This is a genomic window from Streptomyces sp. BB1-1-1 (assembly GCF_031597775.1).
Lineage (GTDB): Bacteria > Actinomycetota > Actinomycetes > Streptomycetales > Streptomycetaceae > Streptomyces > Streptomyces thinghirensis.
The window spans coordinates 8,633,302-8,658,103 of the sequence record NZ_CP134203.1 but is presented as its reverse complement, the minus strand read 5'-3'; the positions used below and the strand labels follow the sequence as shown (position 1 = coordinate 8,658,103).

22 protein-coding genes and 9 pseudogenes are annotated in these 24,802 nt (G+C 68.7%); 17 read left to right on the top strand and 14 right to left on the bottom strand.

Annotation, left to right across the window (positions count from 1 at the left end):
- The first annotated feature begins 256 nt into the window (after positions 1-256).
- From RI578_RS39890 to RI578_RS42765, 5 genes and pseudogenes are all read left to right on the top strand, one after another.
- Positions 257-676 carry a peptidase inhibitor family I36 protein gene (locus tag RI578_RS39890; protein ID WP_310869152.1) on the top strand — a complete coding sequence of 140 codons (420 nt, stop codon included), beginning with the start codon at positions 257-259 and terminating at the stop codon, positions 674-676.
- A 70-nt stretch (positions 677-746) separates the two neighbouring features.
- Complete coding sequence (locus RI578_RS39885) at positions 747-1,055, top strand: hypothetical protein (RefSeq protein ID WP_310869153.1); 309 nt, start codon at positions 747-749, stop codon at positions 1,053-1,055.
- Complete coding sequence (locus RI578_RS39880; RefSeq protein ID WP_310869154.1) at positions 1,052-2,740, top strand: WD40 repeat domain-containing protein; 1,689 nt, start codon at positions 1,052-1,054, stop codon at positions 2,738-2,740. Before RI578_RS39885 ends, RI578_RS39880 begins: the two co-directional genes overlap by 4 nt.
- A gap of 32 nt (positions 2,741-2,772) precedes the next feature.
- On the top strand, positions 2,773-2,898 hold the full coding sequence (locus tag RI578_RS39875) for a hypothetical protein (protein ID WP_310869155.1): 126 nt from the start codon (positions 2,773-2,775) through the stop codon (positions 2,896-2,898).
- Positions 2,899-2,988: 90 nt separating this feature from the next.
- Positions 2,989-3,556: pseudogene (locus RI578_RS42765) on the top strand (formylglycine-generating enzyme family protein).
- Here the strand turns inward: RI578_RS42765 and RI578_RS39870 are convergent.
- Both RI578_RS39870 and RI578_RS39865 read right to left on the bottom strand, forming a co-directional pair.
- Positions 3,528-3,828 (bottom strand): annotated as a pseudogene (locus RI578_RS39870) (transposase); the annotation flags it as partial. The pseudogenes RI578_RS42765 and RI578_RS39870 overlap by 29 nt on opposite strands.
- Positions 3,829-3,882: 54 nt before the next feature.
- On the bottom strand, positions 3,883-4,155 hold the full coding sequence (locus RI578_RS39865) for a hypothetical protein (protein WP_310869156.1): 273 nt from the start codon (positions 4,153-4,155) through the stop codon (positions 3,883-3,885).
- Between the two features lie 42 nt (positions 4,156-4,197).
- Here RI578_RS39865 and RI578_RS39860 point away from each other — a divergent pair.
- From RI578_RS39860 to RI578_RS39845, 4 genes and pseudogenes are all read left to right on the top strand, one after another.
- Positions 4,198-4,767: pseudogene (locus RI578_RS39860) on the top strand (hypothetical protein); the annotation flags it as partial.
- Positions 4,764-5,303 (top strand): GNAT family N-acetyltransferase, encoded by a 540-nt coding sequence (locus RI578_RS39855; protein ID WP_310869157.1) that lies wholly within the window; start codon positions 4,764-4,766, stop codon positions 5,301-5,303. The pseudogene RI578_RS39860 and the gene RI578_RS39855, both read left to right, overlap by 4 nt.
- A gap of 130 nt (positions 5,304-5,433) precedes the next feature.
- Positions 5,434-7,333: pseudogene (locus tag RI578_RS39850) on the top strand (SMI1/KNR4 family protein).
- 357 nt (positions 7,334-7,690) lie between these two features.
- Positions 7,691-8,200 (top strand): SMI1/KNR4 family protein, encoded by a 510-nt coding sequence (locus RI578_RS39845; protein ID WP_310869158.1) that lies wholly within the window; start codon positions 7,691-7,693, stop codon positions 8,198-8,200.
- Positions 8,201-8,230: 30 nt separating this feature from the next.
- On the opposite strand, the pseudogene RI578_RS39840 reads toward RI578_RS39845, so the two are convergent.
- Together RI578_RS39840 and RI578_RS39835 are read right to left on the bottom strand one after the other, a co-directional pair.
- A pseudogene (locus RI578_RS39840) lies at positions 8,231-8,456 on the bottom strand (transposase); the annotation flags it as partial.
- A 143-nt stretch (positions 8,457-8,599) separates the two neighbouring features.
- Positions 8,600-8,923, bottom strand: coding sequence for a hypothetical protein (locus RI578_RS39835; RefSeq protein ID WP_310869159.1), 324 nt, complete (start codon positions 8,921-8,923; stop codon positions 8,600-8,602).
- Positions 8,924-9,117: 194 nt separating this feature from the next.
- On the opposite strand from RI578_RS39835, the gene RI578_RS39830 reads away from it, so the two are divergent.
- On the top strand, positions 9,118-9,570 hold the full coding sequence (locus tag RI578_RS39830) for a TspO/MBR family protein (protein ID WP_310869160.1): 453 nt from the start codon (positions 9,118-9,120) through the stop codon (positions 9,568-9,570).
- Positions 9,571-9,606: 36 nt separating this feature from the next.
- On the opposite strand, the pseudogene RI578_RS39825 reads toward RI578_RS39830, so the two are convergent.
- A pseudogene (locus tag RI578_RS39825) lies at positions 9,607-9,966 on the bottom strand (IS5/IS1182 family transposase); the annotation flags it as partial.
- Positions 9,967-10,039: 73 nt separating this feature from the next.
- Between RI578_RS39825 and RI578_RS39820 the strand changes: the two are divergent.
- Positions 10,040-10,374: pseudogene (locus RI578_RS39820) on the top strand (ankyrin repeat domain-containing protein).
- On the opposite strand, the pseudogene RI578_RS39815 reads toward RI578_RS39820, so the two are convergent.
- From RI578_RS39815 to RI578_RS39805, 3 genes and pseudogenes are all read right to left on the bottom strand, one after another.
- A pseudogene (locus RI578_RS39815) lies at positions 10,346-10,572 on the bottom strand (IS5/IS1182 family transposase); the annotation flags it as partial. The pseudogenes RI578_RS39820 and RI578_RS39815 sit on opposite strands and share 29 nt — an antisense overlap.
- Positions 10,573-10,633: 61 nt before the next feature.
- Positions 10,634-12,118: a UvrD-helicase domain-containing protein gene (locus RI578_RS39810; RefSeq protein ID WP_310875626.1), complete on the bottom strand. Its 1,485-nt coding sequence runs from the start codon at positions 12,116-12,118 to the stop codon at positions 10,634-10,636.
- Positions 12,115-12,591: a hypothetical protein gene (locus RI578_RS39805; protein ID WP_310869161.1), complete on the bottom strand. Its 477-nt coding sequence runs from the start codon at positions 12,589-12,591 to the stop codon at positions 12,115-12,117. The genes RI578_RS39810 and RI578_RS39805 overlap by 4 nt, the downstream gene beginning before the upstream one ends.
- 47 nt (positions 12,592-12,638) lie before the next feature.
- On the opposite strand from RI578_RS39805, the gene RI578_RS39800 reads away from it, so the two are divergent.
- Complete coding sequence (locus RI578_RS39800; protein WP_310875991.1) at positions 12,639-12,929, top strand: hypothetical protein; 291 nt, start codon at positions 12,639-12,641, stop codon at positions 12,927-12,929.
- A gap of 165 nt (positions 12,930-13,094) precedes the next feature.
- Here RI578_RS39800 and RI578_RS39795 read toward each other — a convergent pair.
- Positions 13,095-13,427: pseudogene (locus RI578_RS39795) on the bottom strand (DUF6083 domain-containing protein); the annotation flags it as partial.
- A gap of 170 nt (positions 13,428-13,597) precedes the next feature.
- Complete coding sequence (locus RI578_RS39790) at positions 13,598-13,861, bottom strand: helix-turn-helix transcriptional regulator (RefSeq protein ID WP_310869162.1); 264 nt, start codon at positions 13,859-13,861, stop codon at positions 13,598-13,600.
- Positions 13,862-14,295: 434 nt separating this feature from the next.
- Here RI578_RS39790 and RI578_RS39785 point away from each other — a divergent pair, with 434 nt between their 5' ends.
- Positions 14,296-15,099 carry a hypothetical protein gene (locus tag RI578_RS39785; RefSeq protein WP_310869163.1) on the top strand — a complete coding sequence of 268 codons (804 nt, stop codon included), beginning with the start codon at positions 14,296-14,298 and terminating at the stop codon, positions 15,097-15,099.
- A gap of 170 nt (positions 15,100-15,269) precedes the next feature.
- Positions 15,270-15,923: a hypothetical protein gene (locus tag RI578_RS39780; protein WP_310869164.1), complete on the top strand. Its 654-nt coding sequence runs from the start codon at positions 15,270-15,272 to the stop codon at positions 15,921-15,923.
- Between the two features lie 982 nt (positions 15,924-16,905).
- On the opposite strand, the gene RI578_RS39775 is transcribed toward RI578_RS39780, so the two are convergent.
- From RI578_RS39775 to RI578_RS39760, 4 genes are all read right to left on the bottom strand, one after another.
- Positions 16,906-17,628 (bottom strand): helix-turn-helix domain containing protein, encoded by a 723-nt coding sequence (locus RI578_RS39775; RefSeq protein WP_310869165.1) that lies wholly within the window; start codon positions 17,626-17,628, stop codon positions 16,906-16,908.
- Positions 17,628-19,730: a hypothetical protein gene (locus tag RI578_RS39770; RefSeq protein ID WP_310869166.1), complete on the bottom strand. Its 2,103-nt coding sequence runs from the start codon at positions 19,728-19,730 to the stop codon at positions 17,628-17,630. The genes RI578_RS39775 and RI578_RS39770 overlap by 1 nt, the downstream gene beginning before the upstream one ends.
- Before the next feature lie 24 nt (positions 19,731-19,754).
- Positions 19,755-20,351, bottom strand: coding sequence for a helix-turn-helix domain-containing protein (locus RI578_RS39765; RefSeq protein WP_310869167.1), 597 nt, complete (start codon positions 20,349-20,351; stop codon positions 19,755-19,757).
- Positions 20,352-20,531: 180 nt separating this feature from the next.
- A complete protein-coding gene (locus RI578_RS39760; protein WP_310869168.1) occupies positions 20,532-21,641 on the bottom strand; it encodes a hypothetical protein in 1,110 nt (369 codons plus the stop codon).
- Positions 21,642-22,370: 729 nt separating this feature from the next.
- Here RI578_RS39760 and RI578_RS39755 point away from each other — a divergent pair.
- The 3 genes from RI578_RS39755 to RI578_RS39745 all read left to right on the top strand — a co-directional run bounded on the left by RI578_RS39755 (position 22,371) and on the right by RI578_RS39745 (position 24,725).
- Positions 22,371-22,586, top strand: a complete 216-nt coding sequence (locus tag RI578_RS39755; protein ID WP_310869169.1) for a hypothetical protein — start codon at positions 22,371-22,373, stop codon at positions 22,584-22,586.
- Between the two features lie 313 nt (positions 22,587-22,899).
- Entirely contained in the window at positions 22,900-23,688 is a 789-nt protein-coding gene (locus tag RI578_RS39750; protein ID WP_310869170.1) for a hypothetical protein, read from the top strand.
- Positions 23,689-23,921: 233 nt separating this feature from the next.
- Entirely contained in the window at positions 23,922-24,725 is an 804-nt protein-coding gene (locus tag RI578_RS39745; protein WP_310869171.1) for an SAM-dependent methyltransferase, read from the top strand.
- Positions 24,726-24,802 lie beyond the last annotated feature (77 nt).

Genomic DNA, 24,802 nt, shown 5'->3' with positions numbered 1-24,802 from the left:
GAAAGTCGCTGTTCCCGGCCCGCCTCCGCGATCTACGTTTGCGGTCGTGCCGGGGTGAAAGACACCTCGCTGCCGCACCGCTCACCTTCCCGCGGAAGTGAGCACGAGGAGCTCACCCGTCACCCGCCGTGTCCCGCTCTGCGGACACGAGTCTCTCCAAACCCATCGGTTCAACGGTCACGGCTGCCACGGAGCCATGGCCGTCATCACTGGCAACAACGACCATTGATCGCCTAACGACGAAGGACTTCACGAGATGAACAAGCTCGCCGCAGGCAACCGCACGTCCGCTCGCCCCTCCCGAACGCGCCTGGCAGCCACCGGAATCGTGTCGGTGGCCGCGCTGGGCATGCTCGCCCTCCCCCCTGCCACGGCCCACGCCGCCCAGTCGGCCGACTGCCCCTCCAGTGCTCTGTGCCTGTACTCCGGGCAGAACTTCGGAGGCGAACTCCTGACGTTCTCCTCGCTGACCAGCAGCGGCACCTGCGTCAGCCTCGTCGACCACGGATGGGCCGGACGGGTCGAGTCCGTGACCAACACCCACACCACCAGTGCGGCCCTCTTCCCGAGCGACGACTGCCTGGGCGGCCCGAGCCGCATCGACGCGGGGGCGAGCATCGGGGACCTCGGCTCCTTCGTCCCGCTGAGTGCCTGGGTACCCGGCCGGACGAACTGACCGGCGCCCTGAGTAGCTGCCCCGTCGTCCTGGTCCCGAGGGACGGGCGGCAGCCGGGAGGCTCGACCGGGTGATCACTGCCGGCCGCGGGCAGGGAGACAGGGCTTCCTGGCAGCTCGGGGTGGTGAAACCGCAGCTCGGGGTGGTGAAACCGACCGAGATCCAGGAGGCCCTGTCGCCGCGGCTGTCCTTGATCGCCCTTCGAGAGCGTGCGAGTGATCTGGTGGTGCGCGAACCCGGTCTCCGCGTCGGCACGGCATCCGCCTGCGCAAGGTGCTGTCCACCGTCGCCGCACGTGAACCCCGACAACTACTGGGATCTGAAGGCCAAGGCAGCCAAGACCTGTCACACTATTGCTCTCGAAGGGATACTCCCGTGATACGCCACCGCGGCCCCATCAGCGGCATCGCCGCATACGACAGCACCTATGTGGCCACCGCCGGATACGACAACCAAGTCGTGCTCTGGAACGCCGCCGACCGGCAACCTCTGGCCCGCGGGGTCCACGACCACCTGGCCAACCAAGTGTCCTTCAGCCCCGACGGCAAGTACCTGCTGACCTCCTCCAGCGACTACACGGCGCGGCTGTGGTTGCTCCCAGACCTGAAGCTTCTCACGGTCTTCTCGAAACATGACGACGACGTGGAGATGTCGGTCTTCCACCCGACCGAGCCACTGATCGCCACGGCCTCGCGCGACCACCGGGTGCGGGTGTACGCCTTCGACGGGGAGCTGCGGGCCGTCTTCGAGGGGCACACCGCGGACGTCATCTCCGTCGAGTGGGCCGGTGCTGGGGACGAGCTGATCTCGTCCAGTGACGACGGCACGATCAAGCGCTGGTCGCTGAGCACAGGCGCGAAGGTGGCGGACGTCGACCTGGGCGGAGTCGAGACGGACACAGTTGCCCTGGCCTCCAACGGCATTGTCTACGCGGGTAACGACGACGGTGAGATCGTCCTGGTCCGGGACGAGGGCACGACCATGCACCCGGCGCACGAGGCGGGCATCAAGCGGTTGGTCTACAACTCGGCCCGGGACCTGCTGGTCAGCCTCAGCTACGACCGGACACTGCGGGTCTGGGACACCTCCGACGGGCTGGCCCCCGTCGCCTCCTCGTCGCTGCCGAGTGACGTGTGGCCCCGCTCGTGCGCGTTCCTTGACGGCAACACGCTGGTGTTCGCGACGTTCGGCACCTCATACGCTACCTACCGCATCGACGACGCCTCCTGGGATCTGGACGGGGTGGACGACACGCCCGGTGTCAACGCCGTCATCGCCCGCCGAGGAGCCCGCCTCACCATCGGCGACGCCGGCACCCTCCGGGAGGACGGCACGGAGCGGGCCAGGACCGGCAGTCTCTGCAACTTCCTGACCGAGGTCGGGGGCCGCGTGGTCACCGGCGGCCAGATGGGGGCGATCTTCGACGCCTTCAGCGGCAAGGTGCTGCACCAGCACCGCTCGCCCCTCAACTGCGGAGCTGCATGGGTTCGCGACGGGCTGCCGCACGTGGTGATCGGCACGTACACGGGGGAGGGCCTGGTCTTCTCCCTGCAGCCCGACGGAGAGTTCCGGCTGGAGACGACGCTGAACCTGCACGGGAACGCGGTCAAGGGCATCGCGGTGAGCGGCGACTCGATCTTCTCGGTCTCGGCGGACGCCGAGGCGGCGTGGTTCTCCATCTCCTCCCTCACCGAGACGGGACGCGCACCGGAGGCCCACGACAAGATCGCCAACGGCTGCGTCGGCCTCGGTGACGGAGCCTTCGCCAGTGTGAGCCGCGACCTGAAGCTGCGGATATGGACCGGCAGGGACGCCGTTACGCTTGACACCCCGCACGACCACTCGATCAAGTGCGTCAGCGCCTCGGCGGACGGCCGCTACATCGCCACCGGCTCTTACAACGGGCTGGTTGCCGTCCACGACCGCGCCGACGGAACCTGGCCGACGGTCACCCGCCCCACCACGGCCGGTATCTCCTCGCTGCACTACGACGGCGAGGCGAGGACCTTCCTCGCCGGCTCCTACGACAGCAACGTCTACGAGATCCCTCTGGGGCAGGGATGACGCAGGCGGGGCTCCCGGCCAATCCCAATGACGTGACCGACCGCGAGGCGATGGGACTGCCCTGGTCCTTCGTCTCGCGCACGGACGGCCTCCTCTTGGCCGAGGCCCACCGCAAGCTCGCCGACCGGGAGCCGGAACACCTGGCGGCCGCGGCCTAGGACCGCTCACTGCCGTTCGTCGAGCGGCTCTCAGCCGGCTCCCTCCTCGGTTTGCTCGGGGACCCCAGGATCTCCGCGACGGACCCGGCGATGGTTGAGGTGCCGGCCGGTACGTTCCGTGTGGGGCTGGGATCCCGCGCGGGTGGCAGCGGTGGCCGAGAGGTGGCGCCATGTGGGCGTGCTGCCCGAGTGGATCCGCAAGGAGACCCCGAACACGTCGTTGACGTGGCGCAGTTCAGGATCGGGCGGTACCCAGCGACCAATGCCGAGTACCGGGAGTTCCTGGAGAACACGGACGCGCAGTGGCTGCCGACGTCGTGGCGCTTCGGGGGTGTACCCGGCTCACCTCTCCAACCGCCCGGTGTGGACGATGCCGCCGGAGGAGGCCGACGCCTACACCCGGTGGCTGGCCGAACGCGCCGGCCGGGCCTTCCGGCTTTCCACGGAGGCAGAATGGGAGTACGCCGCCTCCGGTGGAGACGGCCGGGAGTATCCGGGGGAGAAGAGTTTCGCCCGGAATGTGCCAACACCGCCGAGGCGGGACCCACTGGAGGCCCCCGTCGGGATCTACCCCGACAGCCGTGCGCCGTTCGGTTGCCCCCCCGATCGCGCTGTCGCGTCCAGCTCGCCCCGGATGTGCCGCTGCCGGACACGCTGACCAGGGACAGGTCCGTCGCACCCCGATGGGCGGCTTCGGCGATCAGGCCTTCCAGCAGCACACTCCGGCGTCCCTCCAGACCCGGAAGCGTCCGTAGACGGTGGGCCAGGGGCCGAACTCACCAGGCATCTCCCGCCACTGGGCACTGGACCGAAACCGCCAGACCACCCCCTCGAACTGGTCCCGCAGCCGGGGTATGGACCGTACTCACCGATCGGCAGGTAAGGCTCGATGAACTCCCACTGCACGTGGCTCAGTTGCCTCCGCGTCACACCCAGCGTCCTACCAGGCCCCATCCCCCGACAGGGACGGAACCGGAGTTTGGTTCACACCCTCGAACAAGCCTTGTGCCGTCGGTGGTACGACCAGGTCACCGCCGCCAGGAGCGGGCCCCACAGCAGCAGTGGGGCGTGGGCGGCGGCGAAGAGCACTTCACCGGCCGAGATGCTGGGGTCCGGGCTGGGCGAGGTCAGCAGTCCTCCGAAGAAGAGGACCCACCACAGGACGGTGACCGCGAGGGCTCCCAGCGAAGCGGCGAGGACCGCGAGCCCTCGGTCGACCGGGCGTCCTCCGAGGAACGGAATCCAGCAGGGCAACACCTCTTTCCAGGGTGACTGGGGAGAACTACAAGGCCGTTGACAATGGGCCGACCCGCCGACGCGTTCGCCGCCAATGACGTCGCTCGCAACCTGGACATCACGCGCCGCGACCCGATGTTCGCTTCCCTCGGCATGGCCCGGCAGGCGGCGATCCACGGCGCGGCGCACGACCGCACCGGCACTCGTCGTGCGTTCGACCAGGCGCAGGACGCCATGCTGCGTGCCGACCCGGGCGACTACCGGCCTGTATGGATGCTCGCCTTCTACGACCAGGCCGAGCTGCACTCCCTGGCCCTGTCCGCCCACTTGGCACTCGGCGACCACCCGACCGCCGAGTACCACGCCCACCGCTGCCTGGCCGCTCTGCGCCCCCACATGGTCCGGTCCCGGGCCATCACCACCACCCGTCTCGCACACGCCCAACTCGCGCAAGGCGCCGCCGACGCCGCCGCGACCACCGCGATGAAGGTCCCCGCCGACGCGGCTACCCAGCACGCCCGGGTAACGCGCATGTTGCAGGAGTTCGGAGCCGCGCTGCGTGCCACCGCGCCCCGCAGCTCCACCGTGCAGGCCTGGACCGAGCACACCGCCACCTGGAGGATGGCCGCATGACCACGGCTCCCGCCATCGAACTGCGCACGTTCACCACCCTCGACACCGCCCGCGGCGACCTCCTCGACGTCTACGCCGATGTGCGCGCCCCACTCCTCCACCTGCCGAACTACGCGGTCACCGCCTTCGGCGAGCGCCTGGACCGACACGGCGGCGAGCCGGGTTTCACGGCCGTCCTCGCCTACGCGGACGGACACCCGGTCGGTTACGCCTACGGCAACGCCATCGGACACGGCGACCGCTACTGGCAGCGCACCAGTCCAGCGCCGGCGGACGAGTACACCGAGCGTCCGGCCGTGGCCCTCAAGGAGATCGGAGTCCGGCCGGCGTGGCGGAAGACCGGCGCCGCCCGGCGCATCCACGACGCCCTCCTCGCCACGCGCGACGAGCCGTTCGTCACGCTCATGGTCAACCCGGCCGCTGGGGACGGAAAGGTCCACGCGCTCTACCGGTCGTGGGGGTACGAGGACATCGGGCGAAGCCAGCCGTCACCGGCGTCGCCCGTCCTCACCGTGATGATTCGCGCCGTTCGCTGATCGCGGCGAGGGGGGCTGAAGTCTGCACGCGCTACGGCTTCGGAGGCCGAGCACGTCATCGCCACGCCCGCAGGCCGGGCGGCGCGGCCACGGTGCCGCCGTTGTCGGTGCCCGATGGCACCATCCGGCCATGAGCAGCGACGGTTTCAACTGGCACGCTTTCCTCGGCCGGTGGCAGGAGGAGTGGGTTCCGCGCACGGACGCCGACCAAGACAAGGGAAATGAAGAGGCCCTCGTTCCCCTGGGCGGACCCGGCGCGGACGAAGTGGCGATAGCCACAGCCGAACGGCGACTGGGGCGGCGCCTGCCACCCTCCTACCGGGCCTTTCTGGCCGCGAGTGACGGGTGGCACGTCGACCAGACGGCCGGGATCTACCAGCTCGGCGGAACCTCGGACGTCGACTGGTTCCAGGATCCGTACGACATGACTTCGCTCTACGAGGAGATGCTGGGCCCCGATCCGAGCGAGGAGGAGGCCCTGCTGGCCGGGATGTGGAAACGGGCGCTGCGGCTCGAGACGGATTCCGACATGTCGTACGCCCTGCTCGACCCTGGCGACACCGATGAGGACGGCGAGTGGGCGCTCTACGTCTACCACGGCTGGGATGGTGAGTTGCCGAACCGCTACCCGTCGTTCCGCGCGTACATGGAGGCCATGTACCGCGGCTTCCACTCCGCCCGGGTTGGACAGACCCGACTTCGTGAACGCCACCACGCGCGCTCAGGACGCCAACGTGGAGGAGGCCCGTCGGCTGGCCCTGCGTGGACGGTACGAGGATGCCCTGCCCCGGCTCGAGGAGGCGCTGTCCTTCGGACGGCCGCGAAGCGCCGTCCTGCTCCACCAGATCCGGCACCTCCTGGATCCGCTCGGCTCCTTCGGCTACGACAGCCTGTCGTCGGACCCTTGCTACCTGCCGGAGGTCCTGCCCGTTGAGGCCATGAGTCCGGCGAGCGGCGCATGGCGGCTGGGTGGGGACGACCACTGGCTGGGGATGATGGCCGCCCGTGGGGTGGCCCGGGAGACCGCGGAGGCCGTACTGAGGGCGATGCGCGAGGGCACTCACCGCTACGCGCCGCCCGGCACCTGGGGCGAAGCCGTCGCCGAGGCCCGGGAGCAGGCCCTGTGGGGCGCGGGCGACACGGCGTGGCGGCTGCTGCGGAACGCACTCCCTGCGTGGGAGGCACCGGGCCCCTTGCTGATCGCCCCGATCGGGCTGCTGGCCGATCCGGTCCTGGGTCCGCTGGTCACGCCCGAACGGGGGCGCGAGCTCCTCGGAACACCGCGAGCCGGACAGACGGGACCCGCTCCCGAGCCGGTGCCCGATCTCGACCCGCCGGGCCTCGCCTGGCTGACCGGCCCGGACGCGAACCGGCAGCCGTTCGACGGCTACCGCTGTGTCTGGGCCGACGGGATCGACCCGACCCGCCTGCCTTCCCTGATCGGCGAGGAGGGCGCCGAACTGAGCGCACCGGTGGATCCGCGAAGGGCTTCCTGGCGGGCGCCCAAGCCCCATGAACGCGAGGGTGTGGAGCTCTGGGAGGACCGGGCCGTCGTCGCTGTCGGCCGCACGGGTGAAGGATGGGCCTTCGCATTCGACGGCCACTCCCACCACCACCTGAACGAACGGTTCGTGTCCCCCGCAGCGGCCGCGTCCCTCTCCGGCCGCGCGGTCGTGGTGTGGCGCGAGCCGGCGCCTTCTTCCCTGCCTGACCAGCCCGCCGCGTTCCACCTGTCGGTGGCCGAACACGGCGAGGAGCTCTACGCCTTCACCGTACGGGGTACGCAGATCCAGCGCTCCGGCGCGATACCGGAGGCCCTGGAACCCGCACACCTGTTCCGCCCGGAGGGCACCGAGCTGGACGGCGAACTGCGCGTGCTGGAGGCCCTGCACACCGAACTCGGGCTCTCCCTCCCCCGCTTCGCGCTGACCCGGGGAAGGCTGCGCACCTTCACCACCCGGTCATGGACGAGGGCGCCACGCGCGGGCGAGGGCTACGCCTACATCAGGGTCGGATGGCACCCCTCCTGAACGCGGTGTGGGACACGGGTCCACCGGCGCCGACGACGCCCCGACCGTGGCCCACGACTCAGGCTGATCGCGGATCGCGCACGACGCTCTTTGAGGCCGATCACTTCGCTGAGCTGAGCGGGTCGGCCACGTCCACGGCGAGGGCAACACTGCCGGATGCGACGTCGAAGCCATAGGGGCCGACTTCGATCCGTCCTTGACCGCACCTGCGGCCAGGTCAAAACCCGGATGCGAGCCTTCCTGTCCCAACGTAAACGCTGTACTGGTTGCCCATGACTCACACAGGTTTCCTTGGGTGCGGTGGCAGTCCAGGGAACGGCAGTAGACAGCCGGGATCTTGGCCTTGATCATCGGTGGGTGACCGACGACGAGATCGTGGAACGAGTTCGGGCCTATGCAAGAGCCCATGAGCTACCGCCGCCTGTGCCTCCCCAGGCAGTCGCTGAGGTTGAGGCCGTCGTGGGGTATCCCATGCCGGAGTTGCTGCGGCGTTTGTACCTGGAGGTCGCCAACGGCGGCTTCGGCCCTGACGGGAGCATTCTGTCCCTTACCGACGCGGGCGAGTGGTACAGCGATGAGGAGTCGCTCCTCCAGCTTGTACGTGACCGCGATTCCGTGTCCGAGCCGGAAGCTCCGCTCCAGCCGCGTCATGTACCACCGTTGGTGACACTGGGCTGCGCGATATGGTGGCATGTCGACTTCAGCACGCCAGAGGGCCGCATGTGGGGGTGGGACCCGAATGCGCGCTGTGAACAGCACCGCTTCTTCGTCGAGCGGTTCACCCTGGCGGAGTGGTTGGCGGACTGGCTGGAGGGCAACCGCACCTTCCCACATCCGCCACCCGTCGTGGACTGCCCCAGTTGCTGAAGGACTGCCCTAACGGTCCAGCCGGCGGTACCGGCCCTGGTTGAGCCCGCCGTAAAGAGCCCCGTGCCCACGGCGGTGTTCCGGCGCGAGCGCGAGATGGACCAGCGTGCGGACCGGCCCGTCCGTGCACAGCAACGCGTCGCACAACTCGAACAAGGCGTCGCCCCCGCGCGGTCATGCACGCGTACAGCTCCGACCGGAAGTGTGACACTTCCGCGAACGCATCCCGCAGGACACCCCGATGCACCAAACTCACGACCACGGCCTTCGCGCTGATCCACTCTGTGACGGAGCACAGGATCAGACGAAGGCCGCCTTCACGTCCGCTGAACTGCGAAAATACCGACCAAGTTCGAGGCATCGTTCGATGACCCGGCGCGGCATGGAGGCAGGCATCTGTCACTCGTCGTCCGTACGCTCCGCGGGAGTGTCGAGGTGCCTGTCGAGAAAGCCGTTGATGAACTCCACTCCGAAGGCGTGTGTGTCCTGCGAGACATCGGAGGGCGACTCACCGAACCACAGAACGGTCTCCGGGTTGCGCTTGGCCTCATCCAGCCACATGCGAAGCCTGCCGAGTCGTCCTCCGCTCAGCCGGACAACAGCCTGATGCACACGTTCACGCTCCGTGCCCGCATAGAGATCGAGGAGCGCCAGAACGCTCGCTGCTTCGGCATCCGGAAACGTGGCATTGCAAAGCTGACGTGTTGCTGGTGACACAGCCATGCCCGTCATCCTGCCGACCGCTACCGCGACCGGCAACGGCCAAGATAGGACGCAGGTTAGACGACAAGGTCAGTACCTGTTTCTCAACCTCGTAGCAGACAGTGATGTCCTTCGGCTGGTGCCGATGAGCGGAGGGATTGGCTACCACTCCAGATCGGAGGCTGGAAGGTTGCTGCACGGTTAGACTGCGGTTCGTGGATTGGATCGCGGCGTTGGTGACGATCAGCAGCGTGGTGCTGTCGGCCGTACTGGGGAACCTTTGGGTGCCGAAGGACGCTCTGCGCTGGTTTCGGGAACTGCGTCGCCCTGGGTGGATGATTCCGTTCCAGGGATTCCTGGTGGTGGGCTTGATCTATTACGTCCTGATGGGCGTGGTGTTGTACCGGGCGTTCGACCGAAGTGACGTGGCTGCGATCGTGCTGTCGTTCGTGGTATTGGTCGGCAACGAGGCTTGGAACTGGCTCTTCTTCGGCCGCCGCAGCGCGCGGGCAGCCTTCATCGGCATGATCGCGTTCGCAGTCCCGGTGCTCGCTCTACTGGCAGCCGTCGCCGAAGACCCACTGTCCCTGGTTCTCGTCAGCGTCTATTTCGCGTGGGTGCTCTACGACGTTGCGTGGACCCGCGCTCTGTGGCGGCTTAATTCCTGACGCTGGCGGTGGTGACCGTCACCGCCGGATTGATCAGTCCCGTTGCGCTTCGCGAGAGTTCGATTGCCCGCTTCTGCGGGAGCTTCGGCGGGTGATTCGCCTGGTCATGAGCGTGATCGCAGCCCAGGTGATCAACAATTCAGGATGCTGGATGAGCCGTTCGTAGTCGCGTTCGTAGTCGCGTGCGTGCATGACCCAGACGTGTGAGCGTTCGACAACCCGGCGCCGGGGCAGAACGACGAATCCGGAGGCGTCCTTCGGGCTGCTGACGGTCTTGATCGTCAGGTTCAGGTGAATTTTCGCCTAGGTCACGAGCTGTCCGGCATTGGCGGAGTCGGCCCAGACGATGGTGATTTCAAGGCGCGTCAGCCGCAGCCGGAAGAGGACTTCTTTAGACGTCATCTCAATTGGTGGTTTCCGGTGTGGATAGTCGCTGGCAGACGCATTGCGGTGGCGGTTGAATGCCTTGGTGAGCGCCTACTGGACGCCTGCCCATCACGCGGTGGAGCACGAGGATGCGGAGACCTTGGCCCGGTTGCTGGCCAATGGTGCCGATCCCAATGAGGTCTTCAGCAACAGGACGCTGCTGACGCATGCGATCGACGTCGAGGGCGATGGCTCGCTCCAGAGCGGCCAGCCGTTGGCCGTGCATACCACTGCGGTGCTGCTGTCCTTCGGGCTGACCCGGAACTTGCAGGTCCTGATGGTCGCACTCCCATGGACATGGCCGATCATTACGGCCACGACCTGGCGGTGCAGCTGCTGCGGGCCCACGTCAGCGGGCCAAACGCCGGTAGCAGATGAGGGTGCAGGCGATGCTCGTGAATGCGAGGAAGTGGTCGGCCTCGCGTTCGTAGCGCCGTGGAGTCGTCAGCAGCCGGCCAGCCAGGCCATGGTGCGTTCAACGCTCCAGCGGTGTCGCCCGAGTCGCTCTGAGTTCTCGACGCCCTTGCGCGCGATGCGGTGTCGGATGCCGCGCTGGGACAGCCATTTCCGCAGGTGCTGGCTTGCGTCGATGCGCCAGCGGACAGGAGTGCGCAGTCCACTGGCCGGTCGCGCCCCTCTATGAGCGCTGATCGGGGTATGGCCCGGTGCCGTCAGGATGGTTGTGAATCCATGACAGGCCTCCCAGATCGAGACGCTGGCGTGCGCGGGTGACCGCCACGTACGCCAGGCGGGCTTCGGCGTCGTCGACGGGGTCGGCGGCAGGAGATGGGGCACAGGCGGGGTCGGAGTGGGTGACCTCGGTGCGGTCGAAGTCGCTGGCGACGAGGACTCGCTGCCACTCGCGGCCCTTGGCCTTGTGTGCCGTGGAGACGGTGACCTGGGCCTGGCGTTCCGGGACGAGGTGTGCGACGGCGGTGAGGATGGCGTCGGCGCCGTGAGTGTCGACGAGATTGACCAGAGGCAGAAGGTCGCGGCCTGCCGGGTCGTGGGTGGCGTAGTCCTGCAGATCCCCCCAGCAGGGAAAGAGGACGAGTTCGGGATGGTTGGTACGACGTCCCTCCTTCAGGTCGCGGGCGGCGAGGGCCAGAGCCTGGAGGCTGTCCCCGCCACCGGCGAGGGCAACCCTGAGCCCGGAATCCATGTGTGTCATGACTTCGGCCATGGCTCCGACGTTGGTGCGGCACAGGATGGCGTCCGGGTCGGTGACGGGGCCGAGGTCGGTGGGGACCGAGGGGGTGCCGGTGAGGCGGATCGGGGCGTCTGCCAGTCGTAGCCAGCGGTTGGCTTCCTCGGCGAGGTGAGGGCCGAACCGGAAGGACTGGGACAGGGCGAGTTGGGTGCCGTGGAAGCCGGTCATGACGTCTTTGGCGCCGCGCCAGTGGTAAATGGCCTGTGCGGAGTCGCCGACCATGACCAGCTGGGCGTGGTCGCGCTGGTTGAGGAAGATCTGTTCGACTACGGGGTTGGTGTCCTGGGCTTCGTCCAGGAGGAGGAAGTCGGCGTCGAGCCGGGGGCGGGTGAGCGCCCAGATCTTCAGGTAGTGGTCGTGGTCGAAGCGGACAGCGCCGTCGTCGGGGTGTTGGAGGTCAGCCCAGGCTTTGTGAGCGAAAAGCACGATGTGCTCGGCAAGCTGGGTGTGGTGGTCTGTGTCTTCCAGGCCGCGCAGGTGGGGTACGTGGCAGTGGGTGATGGTCTCGTCGGCTGTGTGGCAGAAGCGGCTGACGGTGCGAAGGGCGGCGTTGGAGAGGGCTCTCTGGGTGATCTCGCGGTCCGCGATGCGGACAACTTTAGTGATGCCGAGGGCCTGCCCGGTCTGCCAGGCGGGACGGCGAGGGGCGTTGAGGCGGCGGGTGTAGCGGTGGCCGAGGGCGGCGTAGGCCAGGGAGTGGGCGGTCTTGCACCGGACGTTGGAGGGGAAGCGGGCGGCGGCGTCCTGGGCGATGGCCCGGTTGTAGGCGAGGTAGCGGCCTTGGCGGCTGGTGGTGCGGGCGAGCAGGTTGAGGGTGGTGGTTTTGCCGGTCCCGGCGCCGGCCTGCAGGGACAGGTGGTCGCCGTTGCGGAAAGTGTCGGCTGCGGCGGTCTGCTCGTGTGTGGCGGTCACCATGGTGCTGCTCCGGGGGAACGGGTCAGCGCGTGGCCGACAGCTGTCAGAAAGTGGGCGGGGGTTGTACCGGTGAGGAGGTGTTTCACAGCGCGATTGAGACGGTCGGTTTCCTCCCTGTCGTACTGGGTCAGCTTGTGGTGCAGCATCCGTTCCAGCGTCTGTTCGGGGGTTTGACCGGCCTCCTCTGCTGTTCGGCCGAGGATGGCTCGAGTGGCAGGCGGCAGAGAGACGTTGAGCAGAACCTGTCCATGCGTGTCGGGGTAGCGGGTGGTGATGACGTCGATGGGCAGGTGTGTGCCGATTCGCTGGCGCAGGCGGTGGGCGGCTCGCCGGGCGGTCTTTCCGGGGCAGAGTGCCATCAGGCGTGTGGCGTCGTGGTTGGCTGCGAGTGGGATGGAGCGGGTGGCTGCGCGGAGTTCGGCCGGACGCGCGGAACGGGTGAGCACGACTTCCAGGGCGTGGTGGGGCATCGTCACGTTCCTTGGCAGGGTCGGCGGGACGGGCGTGGAAGATGGGTGTGGATGTGATCGGCGTGCAGGAGGGGGTCGAAGACCTGCCATTCGGTCTGGTCGAGTTCGACGGGGACGGCTACGTGGTCCGGGCAGTGTTGAGCGCGCCAGCGCAGTTGCTCGACCGGGTCAAGTCGGTCGAGGTCGTAGACGGCCATCGGGGGCGGAGACTGGCCTCGGCTGTACTGAGGACCGACGGGCAGGAGCCGCCAGGTGCCTGCCGGGAAGCCGGCGTCCAGGACGCGCTGGCCACACAGGGGACGGTGAGGACGCTGTGTGATGCAGCGGATGTTGTCTAGTGGTGCGCTGGCCAGGTAGAGGGTCAGTAGGGCTCGTACGACCGGGCGGGCAGGGGTGGTGGACGGTTGCTCTGAGCGGTGCGGTGCGGGGGTGAGCAGGCCGGTGTCGATCAGGCGGCGGGTTCGCAGGGCGAGCCGGAGGCGGAGGGCGTCCAGATGGGGCCGGGACTGCGACGCGTCCGTTCGGCGGGGGCAGACGAGCCGGTGTGGGATACGGCACCACGGGCTGCCGTCACCGCTGGGGTGGGCGATGCCTGCGCTGAGGTGCCAGCGGCAGTCCTCGGGGATTACGGCAGAGGCCAGTTCTGCGGGGTGCAGGGCAATGAGTCGGTGATCCGCGCGCGGAAAGAGCTCGATCGGGTTGCCGCAGGCGGAGCAGCGGCGGGTTTGCCCGGCAGTCGGAAAGCGGCCTGGGCTAGTGGCGGTTGTTCGTAGCGGTCGCCTGCGGGGGCGCACGGTGTGAGGGATGCCGTGCAGGCGAGTGAGGTGGGAACGCATGCGCGGACCGTGTCAGGCGACACACTGTAATCGGCGCAACGACAGCCGAGGACCCCGCGAACGGCCCAACACTCGCGAACGTATGAGCGAAGGTACGTATGCGGGTGCGACTCTCTCTCGCCTCTTCGGGTGATTCGCTGCGGCGCGAATTTCAGGGCGTGGCCGGTTGGTCAGGTGTCGTTGCCGCCCGGCGGGGTGTGGTTGCTGCAGAGCGCCGCAAGCAGGTGCTCGATGGGTACGTCGAAGACGTGGGCGAGGGCGTGCCAGGTGGTGAGGTTGCCGGGGGTTCGGCCGTGTTCGAGGTCGATGAGGGTGCGGCGGGCCAGGCCACTGCGGTTGGCGAGTTCGTCGAAGGTCCAGCCGCGTTCGCCCCGCAGGCGTGCGAATTCCACGCGTAGTGCGCTGAAGTCGGGATCGGGGGGCAAGATCGTCACTCCACCATCCGACGGTGCAGAACCCTGCCCTGTCAGTGCGGGTTTCTGCACTATCTGCGCTGATGAGGGTGACATTCACGGTGCGGAAATCTGCACTAGCGTTCTGGCCGTCCTGGCGCCTGCTGCCAAGACGCCTGTCACACCAGTTGTGTTCACGGGAGGACGACGAGCCGATGAGGCTGGCCGGTACACAGGCCGCGGTGCGGCGCGTCTGGACAGTCGAGCTACGCCCGCGAGCGGGAGGGCCGAGACTGTTCTGCATCCAGTGCAAGGCCCACACACCCCCGGTGGATGTGTCCTCGGCCCGTTCGGCGGCCCTGACACATCTGGCCAGCCACGCTCGCGCCGAGGCGTTGCCCGGGCACCTGCGCACGTGCCAGTGCCGCGCCCTGGGCTGTACGTGGCATTCCCGCAGCCGAGGCTGCGGGGGGCCGGTGCTCCTGGCGCTCACCCGCCAGGCCGGCGGGCGCTCCTGGCGCCTGGCCGACGCCTGCGCCGCCTGCGCCGCAGCAACCAGCGAGACCGCCGTCGTGCCGGATACGCTGCTCGGCGCACGCCGGCCCAAGCCGGCGGGAGGCATCTTGCGGCGCGCCCGCCACGGACTGTCTCCGGGGCCCGACGAACGGGCCCGTGTGCGGGAGATGCTCACCTACCTGTCCGCCACGCTCCCCCAGTTCACCTCCCCCGCTGCCCGGCTGCTCGCCCTGCAATGCGCCCTGCGCTCGGACACCCGGGGACATGTCACTGTCGCGGACGGGATGCTGCGCAGCATGCGGCTGCGCGGGCGCCGGGAACTGTGGCTGGAGCTGGCTCAGGCCGGATGGCTGGAGACGGCCAGTCCCCGGCCCGGATCCGTGGCCGTACGGCTACTGGACGCCACCGTGCTCGACCAGGCGCCAGGCCGCGGCGCGCGGCGCCGCGCCGCTCACTGGGCGCTGCACCCGACGCCCCTGGTGGTGCCGGCTGCGGCTCCCGCTGTGTTGCAGCTGACCGCTCTCGCGCTCGCGTCACATACCTTACGCACGGAGGATTTGGACGCTGTGTCCCGCCTGTGCGGGCACTCCCCGCAGCAGACCATGGAGTTGCTCGACCGGCTGGTGTCGGCTCGCACCCTCGCATCTTGGCATCACCACCATGACACCGGTGAAGTGCTCTGGCAGTTCCCGCAACAGCTACCACAGTGCTCGGCAGACCGGACAGCTGAATACTGCAACCCGCGGCGTCCAGAACGGCGGTGAGCATGGATGCGGTCCGAGAGGGCCAATCCTCATCTCTCATCCGTACTATCTCCGCACGGGGGTATGCACGACTGGTGCTGCGGCTTTCCTCTCAGGAGCAGCCAGCGCATCCGCGTCCGGCAGTCACCTTCCCTCTCCACGTCCCTCACGCAGCCAAGGAGAACAGCACCATGTTGGAGACATCGAACACAACCGAAGTGGCCTCGCAGTATGCCGTCCAGGTGGCCAGCGACCTCGAGCGCAATGCCAAGGAGCAGGAGCGCATCGGCGCGGACATCGCCACGCTGCAGGAGAAGCTCACCGCCCTGCAGCAGGACCACAATGTTCTGGTGAACATCCAGCAGGCACTGGCCGGCACTGTGCCCGCGCCGGCTGCTGAGAGCACCACCGTGCCCTCACCCCGCAAGAAGACGGCCGTTGAGCCTACCGGCAGCAGGCGCTCGCAGACCGCGAGGACCACGGCCTCGCGGGGTCGCACAGCGGCCAAGGAGCCCGTCGCCGCCAAGAAGGCACGTGCCGCCAAGGCTCCGGCCAAGGCAAAAGCGGCGAAGAGCGACGCGCCCACCCTCGTCGAACTCGTCCGCCGTCACCTTGCCGCGCAGAGTGAACCGCGGTCCGCCGCAGAGGTCTCTGCCGGGCTGAACCAGGCCCATCCCGAACGTGCTGTCCAGACCACCGTGGTTCGCAACACGCTCGAAGGTCTCGTTGCCAAGCAGCGTGCCCAGCGCACCAAGCAGGGCTCCTCGGTCTACTACACCGCCACCGGTGGGCCCGAGCCCGTTGCTGGTTCCGAGGGCGCTGCACAAGCCGAGAAGATCAAGTAGAAGCCCAAGCCCGCTGCGCTCACCGCCCGCAGACCGGGCTGTGTCGTTGTCACATCACCGGCGACATAGCGTTGGCACGACGGGCCTGGCCCGGAGCGGGCGGCGGGGAGCCAAGGACGTCCGCCCTCTCCGGCTTGTGGCCCTGCTTGATATCACGGCTGAGCCACCCACCTGGGTCAAGCAGGCCGGCCACGGCTGGATCGCGCCCGATGCACTGCGTCATGACGTCCATCGCTTGCGCTTCCGCATGGCGGCAGCCGTCGTTCCGCCAAAGTCCCAAGGGCCCTGGCCGGTTGGGTTCCCTGTCCTCCTCGTGAGGGGATCATGCCACCATTCTGGTGGCGGCCGTCTTCTCACCTGATGCGGTGGCGGCCGTCATCGCACTTGCGACTGCGCCACTGGGCTACTTCGGTGCCCGGGCCGACGCGAAGGCCACTGTGCAAGCCGTCCGACGAACAGACCCGAAGCGCCGCCGACCAGCAGGCACTCACAGCCCGCCGCACTGTGTATGCAGAGTTCGCCCGAGGCGCGGTCCGAGGCGGTCCTGCACGTGGACCAGCAGGTTGAACGGATCCGGCGCGCCGCTGGGAAGAGGAACGAAGCCGGTTCCCGCGCGGAGCTTCTGAGCTTGAGGATTTGGCCGCGCTGGTCGCTCTGCTCAGAGACGGCGTGCACCCGAATGCGCTGAAGGAGGCCGTCCAGCTTGGCCTTCTGTCCCCGAGGGATGCTGAACGGATCGCGTCGTACTCGGTCCACTGGCCCGATGATGAGCCGCTGGAACGGGGTCGGCAGCAGCTTCAGCCCATGAACGAGGCTCTGGGTGCGTTCATACGAGAGGCTCACTTGGTTCTGCATCCGCCAGAGGTGGAACGGACCGCCCCGTGACCGACCGATTCCCTTCCAGTTCAGACGGGAGGAACCTTCGCTCTACGCCTCGCACACGGTGGGGAGCCGTTGGCCGCACGAGTACACAGGGCCGCCGTCAGCGAGAACGCCAAGTGCGTACTTCAAGATGGAGAATCTGGGCTTCGGGGCGGATACGGCCGGTCTCCGAGAGCCACTGGTGCACGGCGGCGGTAACGTCACCGCCGGCGGCGTCCACGCGGCGGGCGAAATCGGTCGCATCGAAGCCGCCGGTCTGGGCGGAGCCGTAGGAGCGTTCTTCGGTGTGGTCAGCGCGCTGGGTGACATCGCGGCGGATCCCGGGTGAGTCGGTGCGGCTGCCGGAGGGATGCACATAGGCGGTCTTGGCGAGGCGGACCGTGAAGGCCAGACGCAGGCCGCGGCGTGCCGCTTCGGCGATAAGGGGGCGCAGGCGGGCGGACCCGGAGGCGATGGCCTGGGAGGCGACGCGGCCGGTGCCGGAGCCGGTCGGGGTGATCAGCAGGGCTTTGGTGCGGACGCGGGCGCGGGTGCCGGAGGCGGTGGTACGGCGGGTGGTGTGGCGGGCCGCGATGGCGGCAAGTTCGGGCAGGTCGGTGACCCCGCCGGTTTCGACGGCGGTGAGGACCTGGCGCAGGGCGGGGACGAAGGCTGCGCCCTTGTTCCTGGAGTAGAACTGCGAGACCAGGGAGGGGTCGCGGTCGATGATGCGGGCGATGTCACGTTTGGTGTAGCCAGCCTGCTGGAGCCGGTCGGCGAGCTGAGCGGCTTCGTTCCTCCCTGTGTCCTGCGAGGAGCGTCGGCGACGAGTGCGGGACGGCATCAGGCCTCCTGCCGGGTGATGGCGTGGGTGGCCCTTCCAGCGTCCCGAAGGGTGAGGAGTTCCTCCTCGGTGGTGGGAGCGGTGACGGGGCCGGTGAGGTGGCCGCGCAGAAGGTAGTCGCCGGGCTGGTGGTGATAGGGCCAGTTCTGGTGCTGGGTGAGGTAGAGGGCATCGGTACGGAAGGCGACGACGGTGCCGGGCGGGGTGTGCAGGGCTCCGGCGTAGGCGTTGTCGTCGCGGTGGCGCTGGCTGAGGAGGGCAGCGCGGGCACCGGACCAGATGGCGGCGGCCCATTCTGGGTGGGCGTTGGGGTCGCGGCTGAAGCCGGTGGGGCGCTGCCAGGTGATCTGCTCGTCGTCGAAGCCGATGATCTCAGCGTCCGGGGGCAGGTCGCGTTCCATGGTGCGGGGAGTGGTGCCGGTGACCATGCGGGGACGCTGGGCGAAGGAGCCGATGCCGTACAGGAGGATGGCGCGTACGGCGCGGGAGGCGAGGTGGGCGGCGCGGGCCTGCTGGGGGTCGCCGTGGATCTGGGCCTGGGCGGTGAGGTTGGTCCAGGTGTCTTTGAGTTTCTTGGCCCAGTCGTCGAGGGGCTTGCCGTCTTCCCAGAGGATGCCGTCGAGGATTTCGATCTTCCACGGCTGAAGGGGGTTGGTCAGGGCGGTGTGGAGTTCGGGGCCTCCGGCCCAGGTGGTGAAGGTGGTGCCGGCAGTGGCGGGGTAGTGCCAGGCCCGGTCGCCCGGGGCAGGCGCCGGGAGGAGGCCGACGTGGTTCCAGCCGTCGGGCACGGTGACGCGGACGTGCCAGTGGCCGCAGCCGTACAGGGCGCGGATCTGTTCCTTCTCGCTCCAGGAGGCGAAGGTGGCGGCGGTGATGCGGCGGGGGGCGCCGACCGGGGACTTCCAGGTGTGCTTGGCGTAGGCGAAGGTTCGGTCGTACTCGACAAGGGCGGGCAGTTTTTCGGGGACGCGGGGCGGGGTGATCAGTTCGTTGCGGCCCTGGCCGGCGGTGGCGTGGAGCAGGCCGCGCAATTCTTCGGACAGGACGGGAAAGCCGTCGGCGTGCTGGCCGCGGATGGGGATCGTGCGGGTCCACAGGTCCCGGCCTGTCTGGGAGGGCGAGCCCATCAGGACGGCGTCGCTCCAGTGGCGGCGCAGGGCCTGCCACAGCAGGACGAAGGCGTCGCGGACGGTGGCCGGGGTGTCGTGGTCGTCGAGGTCGAACCACTCCCCCACCGAGCGGATCTCGACGTGGGCCTTGCCGTCGTCGCGCTGGTATCGGCCGACGGGGTTGCGGGCGTGGACGAAGTGTCCGGCCATGCGGTCGCGGCCGCGGCCGGTGTCGGTGCGCCAGCCGGGAGTGGGGGCGTTCAGCCAGGCGGTGACGGCGTCGCGGAGGTAGGGGTAGCGGTCGGCGTCGCGGTGCCAGGGGTCGCCAGCGGTGATGTAGATCCGCTCCACGCCGTCGGGGACGGCGTGGAAAACGGCGGTGAGGATATCTGCAGCAGTGCGGCCTGCGAGGTCCAGGTGGTGAATGTGCTGACGGTGGGCGAGGACGCCGGTGGCGGTGTCGAGGAAGACGGTGGAGCGGGCCTGCTGCGTGAAGTTCGGGCGAGTGGAGGCAAGGCTTGAGGTGTGGGTGAACCAGGCATCGCCCGCCTCCCCTGTGGGAAGGGCCGGCAGGGCCCGCGGCGCGTCCGTGATGGGCTTGGCCGAGGCGTCCGCTGGTTCTGCGGAGGGCCGCGGGGTTGGTGGGGTGCTCTGTGCATCGTTGATTGCGGGCGCTACTGCCTGCGGGGAGCCAGCCGGCCGGGCGTCGGCCTCAGCGGCGGCGGCCTCGGGGGGCGTGGCGGGCTCCGGGGCCTGGCCGGGTGCGGCGAGGTCGTCCGGGGCCAGCTCCGGAGCGAGGGCGACGATGTCGGCGACGCTCATCCCTGCTGCCGGGGCGATTCGCTCGGCCTTGGCTTTGCTGTAGGCGGCAAGGCGGGTGATCCGCTGGTCGCGGTCGGCTTCCAGCTTTGTCAGTTCCGCCCGCGACTTCTTGATCCTGTCCCGCACAGCGCGCAGTTCGGCGAGCGCGGCGTTGTAGCTCTGAGCGTCCATCAGCAGGCCTCCTTGACCGGCAAGTCACGCGGCTGTGCGGGTGGGAACGTAGGCGACGGCTCCGCCTGAGTGGGAGACGAGCCGCGTGCCGAGCAGGAGCTCGGCGAGCCACCGGTCGGCTGCCGACTCTGCCGTGATGGTGGTGTGGGGAGTGGCCAGGTCGGTGACGTACCCGGCCAGGCGGGCGTCGGGGAAGGCGTGCCGTCCCTTGGCGTTCTTCTCCCACCGCTGGAGACCGGTCAGGACGGCCACGACGTAGCCGGACAGGGTGACCGGCAGCACCTGTCCGGCTGCTACCCCGGCGGGGTCGCAGCGCCACCAGCCGCGCAGGGCTCTGACGAGGTCGTCGGGGGTGAGGGAGGAGGCGAAGCCTCTCCAGGCGCGGTCCGGGTCGTCGGCGGGCCGCGCAGTGTCGACGCGCAGGACGGCGACCTCCGGGGAAGACAGCTGATCCAGGGGGGCGTGGTGGCGGGTGCTGAGTGCCTGGACGGTTTCGAGCGGGACCATGACACGGACGCCGCGACGGGACAGTCCGGGCAGGAGTCCGGCGTTGACGAGTCGCCGGAAGGTCGTGATGGCGCATCCGAGCTCTTCCGCGGCCTGTCCCGTTGTCAGTAGCACCTTTCCCGCCCTCTCCTGCATGCCTAATCACTTATCTGATTGAGGATGCTAGTGGGCGTCCGAAGAGGAGTCAAAGATGAGCCGTGCATGCAGCGTCTGCCCCCGCTTACGCCGCTGGCGTCCCCGCAGGGCGCCAGCGGCGAGTGGGCCTCATCGGGTGGACTACGGCCTGCTGCGGTGTCAGCAAGCGGGTCCCGCCACGTCCTCGACGATGCGCACCACGCCTCCGGTGGACACGTGCTCGAGGGAGACCGTCTGGGCCCAGGCCATATCGGGTGCCGCGTCCGCCTTCGGCACAGGAGGGCAGCCGTTGCCACGCAGTTGCTGTTTCAGGTGACGTCCGAAAGCCCAGGCGTCCTGGGCTGCGGCCAGGTGCCAGCGGGCCAGGGGCCGCCAGGAACGGCCGATGGAGTGCAGACGGTGCCGGCCCTGGGCCACCGCCCACCCCAGGGCCCGGAGGTCATCGTGGACGGCGAGATAGAGGTAGCCCGGCTCCACCGGGCTGATGTCGAGCCGCGCGCAGACAGGGCAGGCACGGTGGTGACCGGGGATGCTCCCCGGCACGGGTGCCGAGTCGCTGTCACAGGTGGTGCAGCGTGACCTCCAGGGGGCGTTGACGTCTCCGGAGTACGGCTCCAGCGGCTCCAGTCCGTGCGTGATCATGCAGGCCACCGCCTGCTGCTCGTCCAGGGGGTGACGAACGGGGAAGGCGGCGGCCTTGCAGGCCCAGCACTGGTGGCCTCGCAGGCGTACCGACGCGAGGGTGGGAGTCCCGAGGTGGCCGCAGCGCAGGCATCTTGAGAGCCAGGGTCTCATCTGCTGCCCCGGATAGGCGGTAAGAGGGGCCAGTTCGGCGGACGTCATGATCTCCGCTGCCGCCACTGCGCCGAGGGCGCGCCCGGCGCAGTGGTTGCATCGGGCGTGTCCGTTGCGTACGTGGGAGAGGCGTTTGATCTTGACGGCGGCGCATTGTGCGCACCGGCTGCGCCACGGCTTGGCTGCGCCCGGGTACGGCTCGAGGGGCAGCCAGCCCCAGCGCTGCATGGTGGCGGCGGCCTGCGTGCCGTCACGCCTGAGCCTGTTGGAGATCTTCCGGGAGCGGCAGGTTCCGCGGCAGACGCCGCTGCCCTTGTTGACGACGTCGCTGTAGCGGGGGGTGTGGACCTCGCCGCAGGTCAGGCACTGGCACCGCCAGGGGTGCTGGGTTCCCGGGAATGCCTCCAGGGGCCGCGCGCCGCGTTCCATCAGCGCCTGGACGGCTTGGGCTTCTGTGATTCTGCGTGGTGCCATGCGCTCCCCCGATTCGGACTGCCGCCGCACGGCGACCTGCTCGATCGCCCTCCGTGCCGCGTCGCCCCATTGTGGCGGTGCCGGGCGGGCGGCGAGCGCGATCGGCCGAAGGTGCATCACGACGTGCCGGTGGCGCTCTTGTTTTGCGTGGACGGGCGGCGGCCGGACGGACTCTGCGCGTCCACCGTTTGGAGCAGGGGGTTACCTGAGGCAACAATGCGAAGGGGCAGGCCTCGGAACGTGTCACGGAGCCTCTGTTTTTTGCATCTGCACGTGCAGATGAATGGAAGATCGTCCTCCGCTGGACTTTGCATCCCTCCCACGGGTGAATGCGGAGATCTGCTGCTGACGAGCACCCTTCGGCCCCGCATTGACTGTCCGTCAAGGGTTGGCCGGTTCTCTCGCCTTATTGAACGGAAGGGTCGAGATCTGTCCGTTCCAGGGGCGTCAGATGTGTCGCGTGGACAGATTTTCACCAGACCGGAGAACTGGGCCGAACGGAGCGAGACTTGCACGTGCATTTTTGCGTGACGGTTGCCTTCTGGATCTCCGGGTTAACGTGACGACGACGCACGGGAGGGGGTAACTTCCTCCCCAGAAAGTGCCGTACGCCCCCAAACGCGGGCGGGCCCCGGGGGTGTCGCCACACCACCGGGACCCTGTTGCGGACGCTCAGTCAGAAAGGCTGCTAACCATATGAACGCCCGCTTCTTCCGGGGTATGCCTTGCATGCCCCGCGGACGCGAAAATACCATTTCGCGCTCCGTCATTCCACAAAACGCCTGCCTGGATGCCCTGGACGTCCGCCTGCGGCTGAGCTTCGTCCTGGTGGTGATCATCGTCGTGTGGGTGCTGGGATCCGGCGGCCGGGACGCCTGGCTGCTGCTGCCGGCCGCCGGCCTGGCGGCCCAGTCCTCCTTCCGCTACCTGCGCGTTCGGCTGTAGGGATCTGCTGCCTGCCGGAGCCAAGCGCTCCGGCGGCGGTGCCTGCGCGGTGCGCCGCGCAGGCACCGCCGTGCATCGACTTCACACGGAGGGGCGGAAGAGGGCAGTGCGAGCTCCGGTTCAGCGGAAGAAGTGCGGACACTGCGGGCAGCCGCTGCGTCTGCGGGAAGGGCGCGGACGGCGCCGGGACTACTGTGACGAGCTGTGCCGCAGGCGCGCGCAGCGGGCGCGCAACGCGCAGCGCGGTCAGCCGCTGGCGGTTCCCAGTGCCGCGCGCAGCGCACGTCACCTGGCGGCTCTCACCGGACGGCTGATGGCCTCCCAGAGGCTGCAGCTTCCGCTGCGGGCTCAGCTGGAGATCATCGACAGTGTCTACCGTCAGGCGGAGCGCTGTACGGCGGCAGTGGTGCATGAGGCACAGCAGGCAGGCGCGAGCTGGGAGGAGGTGGGCGCGGCCGCGGGCATCACCGCGGCGCAGGCCAGCGCCCGCTGGAGTACGCCTGCGCTGCGGGCCCTCTTCCCGCCCCGGCAGGCCGCGGATCGGCGCGGCGCCGTCCAGCGCCTGGCGGACGCCCTGGCTTGTCTGCAGATCAGCTCAGGCGTGGTGGTGGACGAGGCGGCCGAGCGGGCGGGGCTCCAGCCGGAGTACGTGCTCCAGGCATTGAACGGTGACGCCGTGCCGTCGTGGCCTGAGGTGTACACATTAGCCGGTGTGTTCGGTGGCACGGCGGAGGATCTGCGACTGTTGTGGGAGAGTGCCGCCGGCACGCTGATGACGTCTCGGTTGCCTGCTCAGGGAGCTGTCGGCTGCCTGGCGGCTGCACTGCGCGGTCTGCATCTGTCAGCCGGTTCCCCTGCTTTGCACAGGCTCGGTGAGCAGGCGCTGCTGCCTGTGGAGTGTCTGCGTCAGGTCCTGGCCGGCCGGCACGCTCTGCCCTGGCCGGCGACTGCCCGCCTGGTGCGTGCTCTGGGCGGGCGCATTGATGACGTCGAGCCGCTGTGGCAGGCGGTCCGTCAGGCTGCTGTGAGTCTGCACGGTTCCCGTCCTGCGGAGTCGGTCTGCGGCCGTTGCCGGGCGCAGACCGTGCCGGAGCGCGACTGAGATCACTGCGGCTTGTGGCGCCTGGGCAGCGGTCGGGCCAGCCTCAGCGGGTCCTCCGTGACCGTCAGCAGGCGGCGTGCGCCCCGGAATGCTCCGGGGCGCCTTTTTTCGCGCCAGAAAGGGCTCATTTCACGATGGGGTCTTTTTCCGCCGGTCAGCTTGGATGCCGTCTTGTGCGGTTCTAGCATGGGCGATTCACCGATGCGGACGGTTGGGGGCCCTTCTTGACGTACATGGCGGAAAACAACACAACTGGTATTGACGTGAGCGTGCCAAGCGTGGCGCGGATGTACGACTGGCTGCTCGGAGGGATCGAGAACTACGCCTCCGACCGCCAGGAGTGCGAGAAGCTCATGCAGATTGCGCCAGGCACCAAGGTACTGGCGCGCAACAACCGCGAGTTCCTCCAGCGGGTCGTCCGCGTACTGGCGAAGGACTACGGGATCCGCCAGTTCATCGACCATGGATCCGGCCTGCCTACGCAGGACAACGTCCATCAGATCGCCCAGCGCATCGACTCCAGCTCCCGGGTCGTCTACATCGACAACGATCCCAGCGTGCTGGCTCACGGGCACGCGGCGCTGGAGGAGAACGACAGCACCGTCGTCATCGATGCCGACATGCGCGACACGGAAGCGATCTTCACTCACCCCGAAGTGCGGCACCTGATCGACTTCACCCAGCCCGTTGCCGCCCTGTTCATCTCCGTGCTGCACTGCCTGCCCGACCGCGACCGTCCCGGGGAACTGGTGCGCGATGTGGCCCAGCGGCTCGCCCCGGGGAGTTTCCTGGTGGTCTGCCAACTCGTCAGTGCTGACGCCGGGGTGCGGGAGAGAGTGACCTCGCTGATGGACGGGGCGACCCATGGTCACTGGGGCAGGGTGCGGGAGGAAGAGGAGGTCCGTGCCTTCTTCGAGGGGATGCAGGTCCTGGAGCCGGGCCTGGTGGACGTGACCGACTGGCGGCCGGACGACAGTCTCCCGCCCCGCGCTCACAGCGACGAGTGGGTGGAGTGGGGCGGGGTAGCCCAGCTGTGACGGTCTCGCGCCAGCCGCATCCAAATCCTGTGAACAAGTGGCCGATCGGGCAGGCCGGCGCTGGGGAGCAGCTGGAT

Coding starts and splice junctions, on each gene's coding strand:
- RI578_RS39770 (WP_310869166.1), bottom strand. CDS start 19,730: ATGGACGCTCAGAGCTACAACGCCGCGCTCGCCGAACTGCGCGCTGTG.
- RI578_RS39750 (WP_310869170.1), top strand. CDS start 22,900: ATGGCCTCCCAGAGGCTGCAGCTTCCGCTGCGGGCTCAGCTGGAGATC.
- RI578_RS39855 (WP_310869157.1), top strand. CDS start 4,764: ATGACCACGGCTCCCGCCATCGAACTGCGCACGTTCACCACCCTCGAC.
- RI578_RS39760 (WP_310869168.1), bottom strand. CDS start 21,641: ATGGCACCACGCAGAATCACAGAAGCCCAAGCCGTCCAGGCGCTGATG.
- RI578_RS39835 (WP_310869159.1), bottom strand. CDS start 8,923: ATGGCTGTGTCACCAGCAACACGTCAGCTTTGCAATGCCACGTTTCCG.
- RI578_RS39775 (WP_310869165.1), bottom strand. CDS start 17,628: ATGCCGTCCCGCACTCGTCGCCGACGCTCCTCGCAGGACACAGGGAGG.
- RI578_RS39745 (WP_310869171.1), top strand. CDS start 23,922: ATGGCGGAAAACAACACAACTGGTATTGACGTGAGCGTGCCAAGCGTG.
- RI578_RS39780 (WP_310869164.1), top strand. CDS start 15,270: ATGTTGGAGACATCGAACACAACCGAAGTGGCCTCGCAGTATGCCGTC.
- RI578_RS39890 (WP_310869152.1), top strand. CDS start 257: ATGAACAAGCTCGCCGCAGGCAACCGCACGTCCGCTCGCCCCTCCCGA.
- RI578_RS39805 (WP_310869161.1), bottom strand. CDS start 12,591: ATGCCCCACCACGCCCTGGAAGTCGTGCTCACCCGTTCCGCGCGTCCG.
- RI578_RS39755 (WP_310869169.1), top strand. CDS start 22,371: ATGCCCCGCGGACGCGAAAATACCATTTCGCGCTCCGTCATTCCACAA.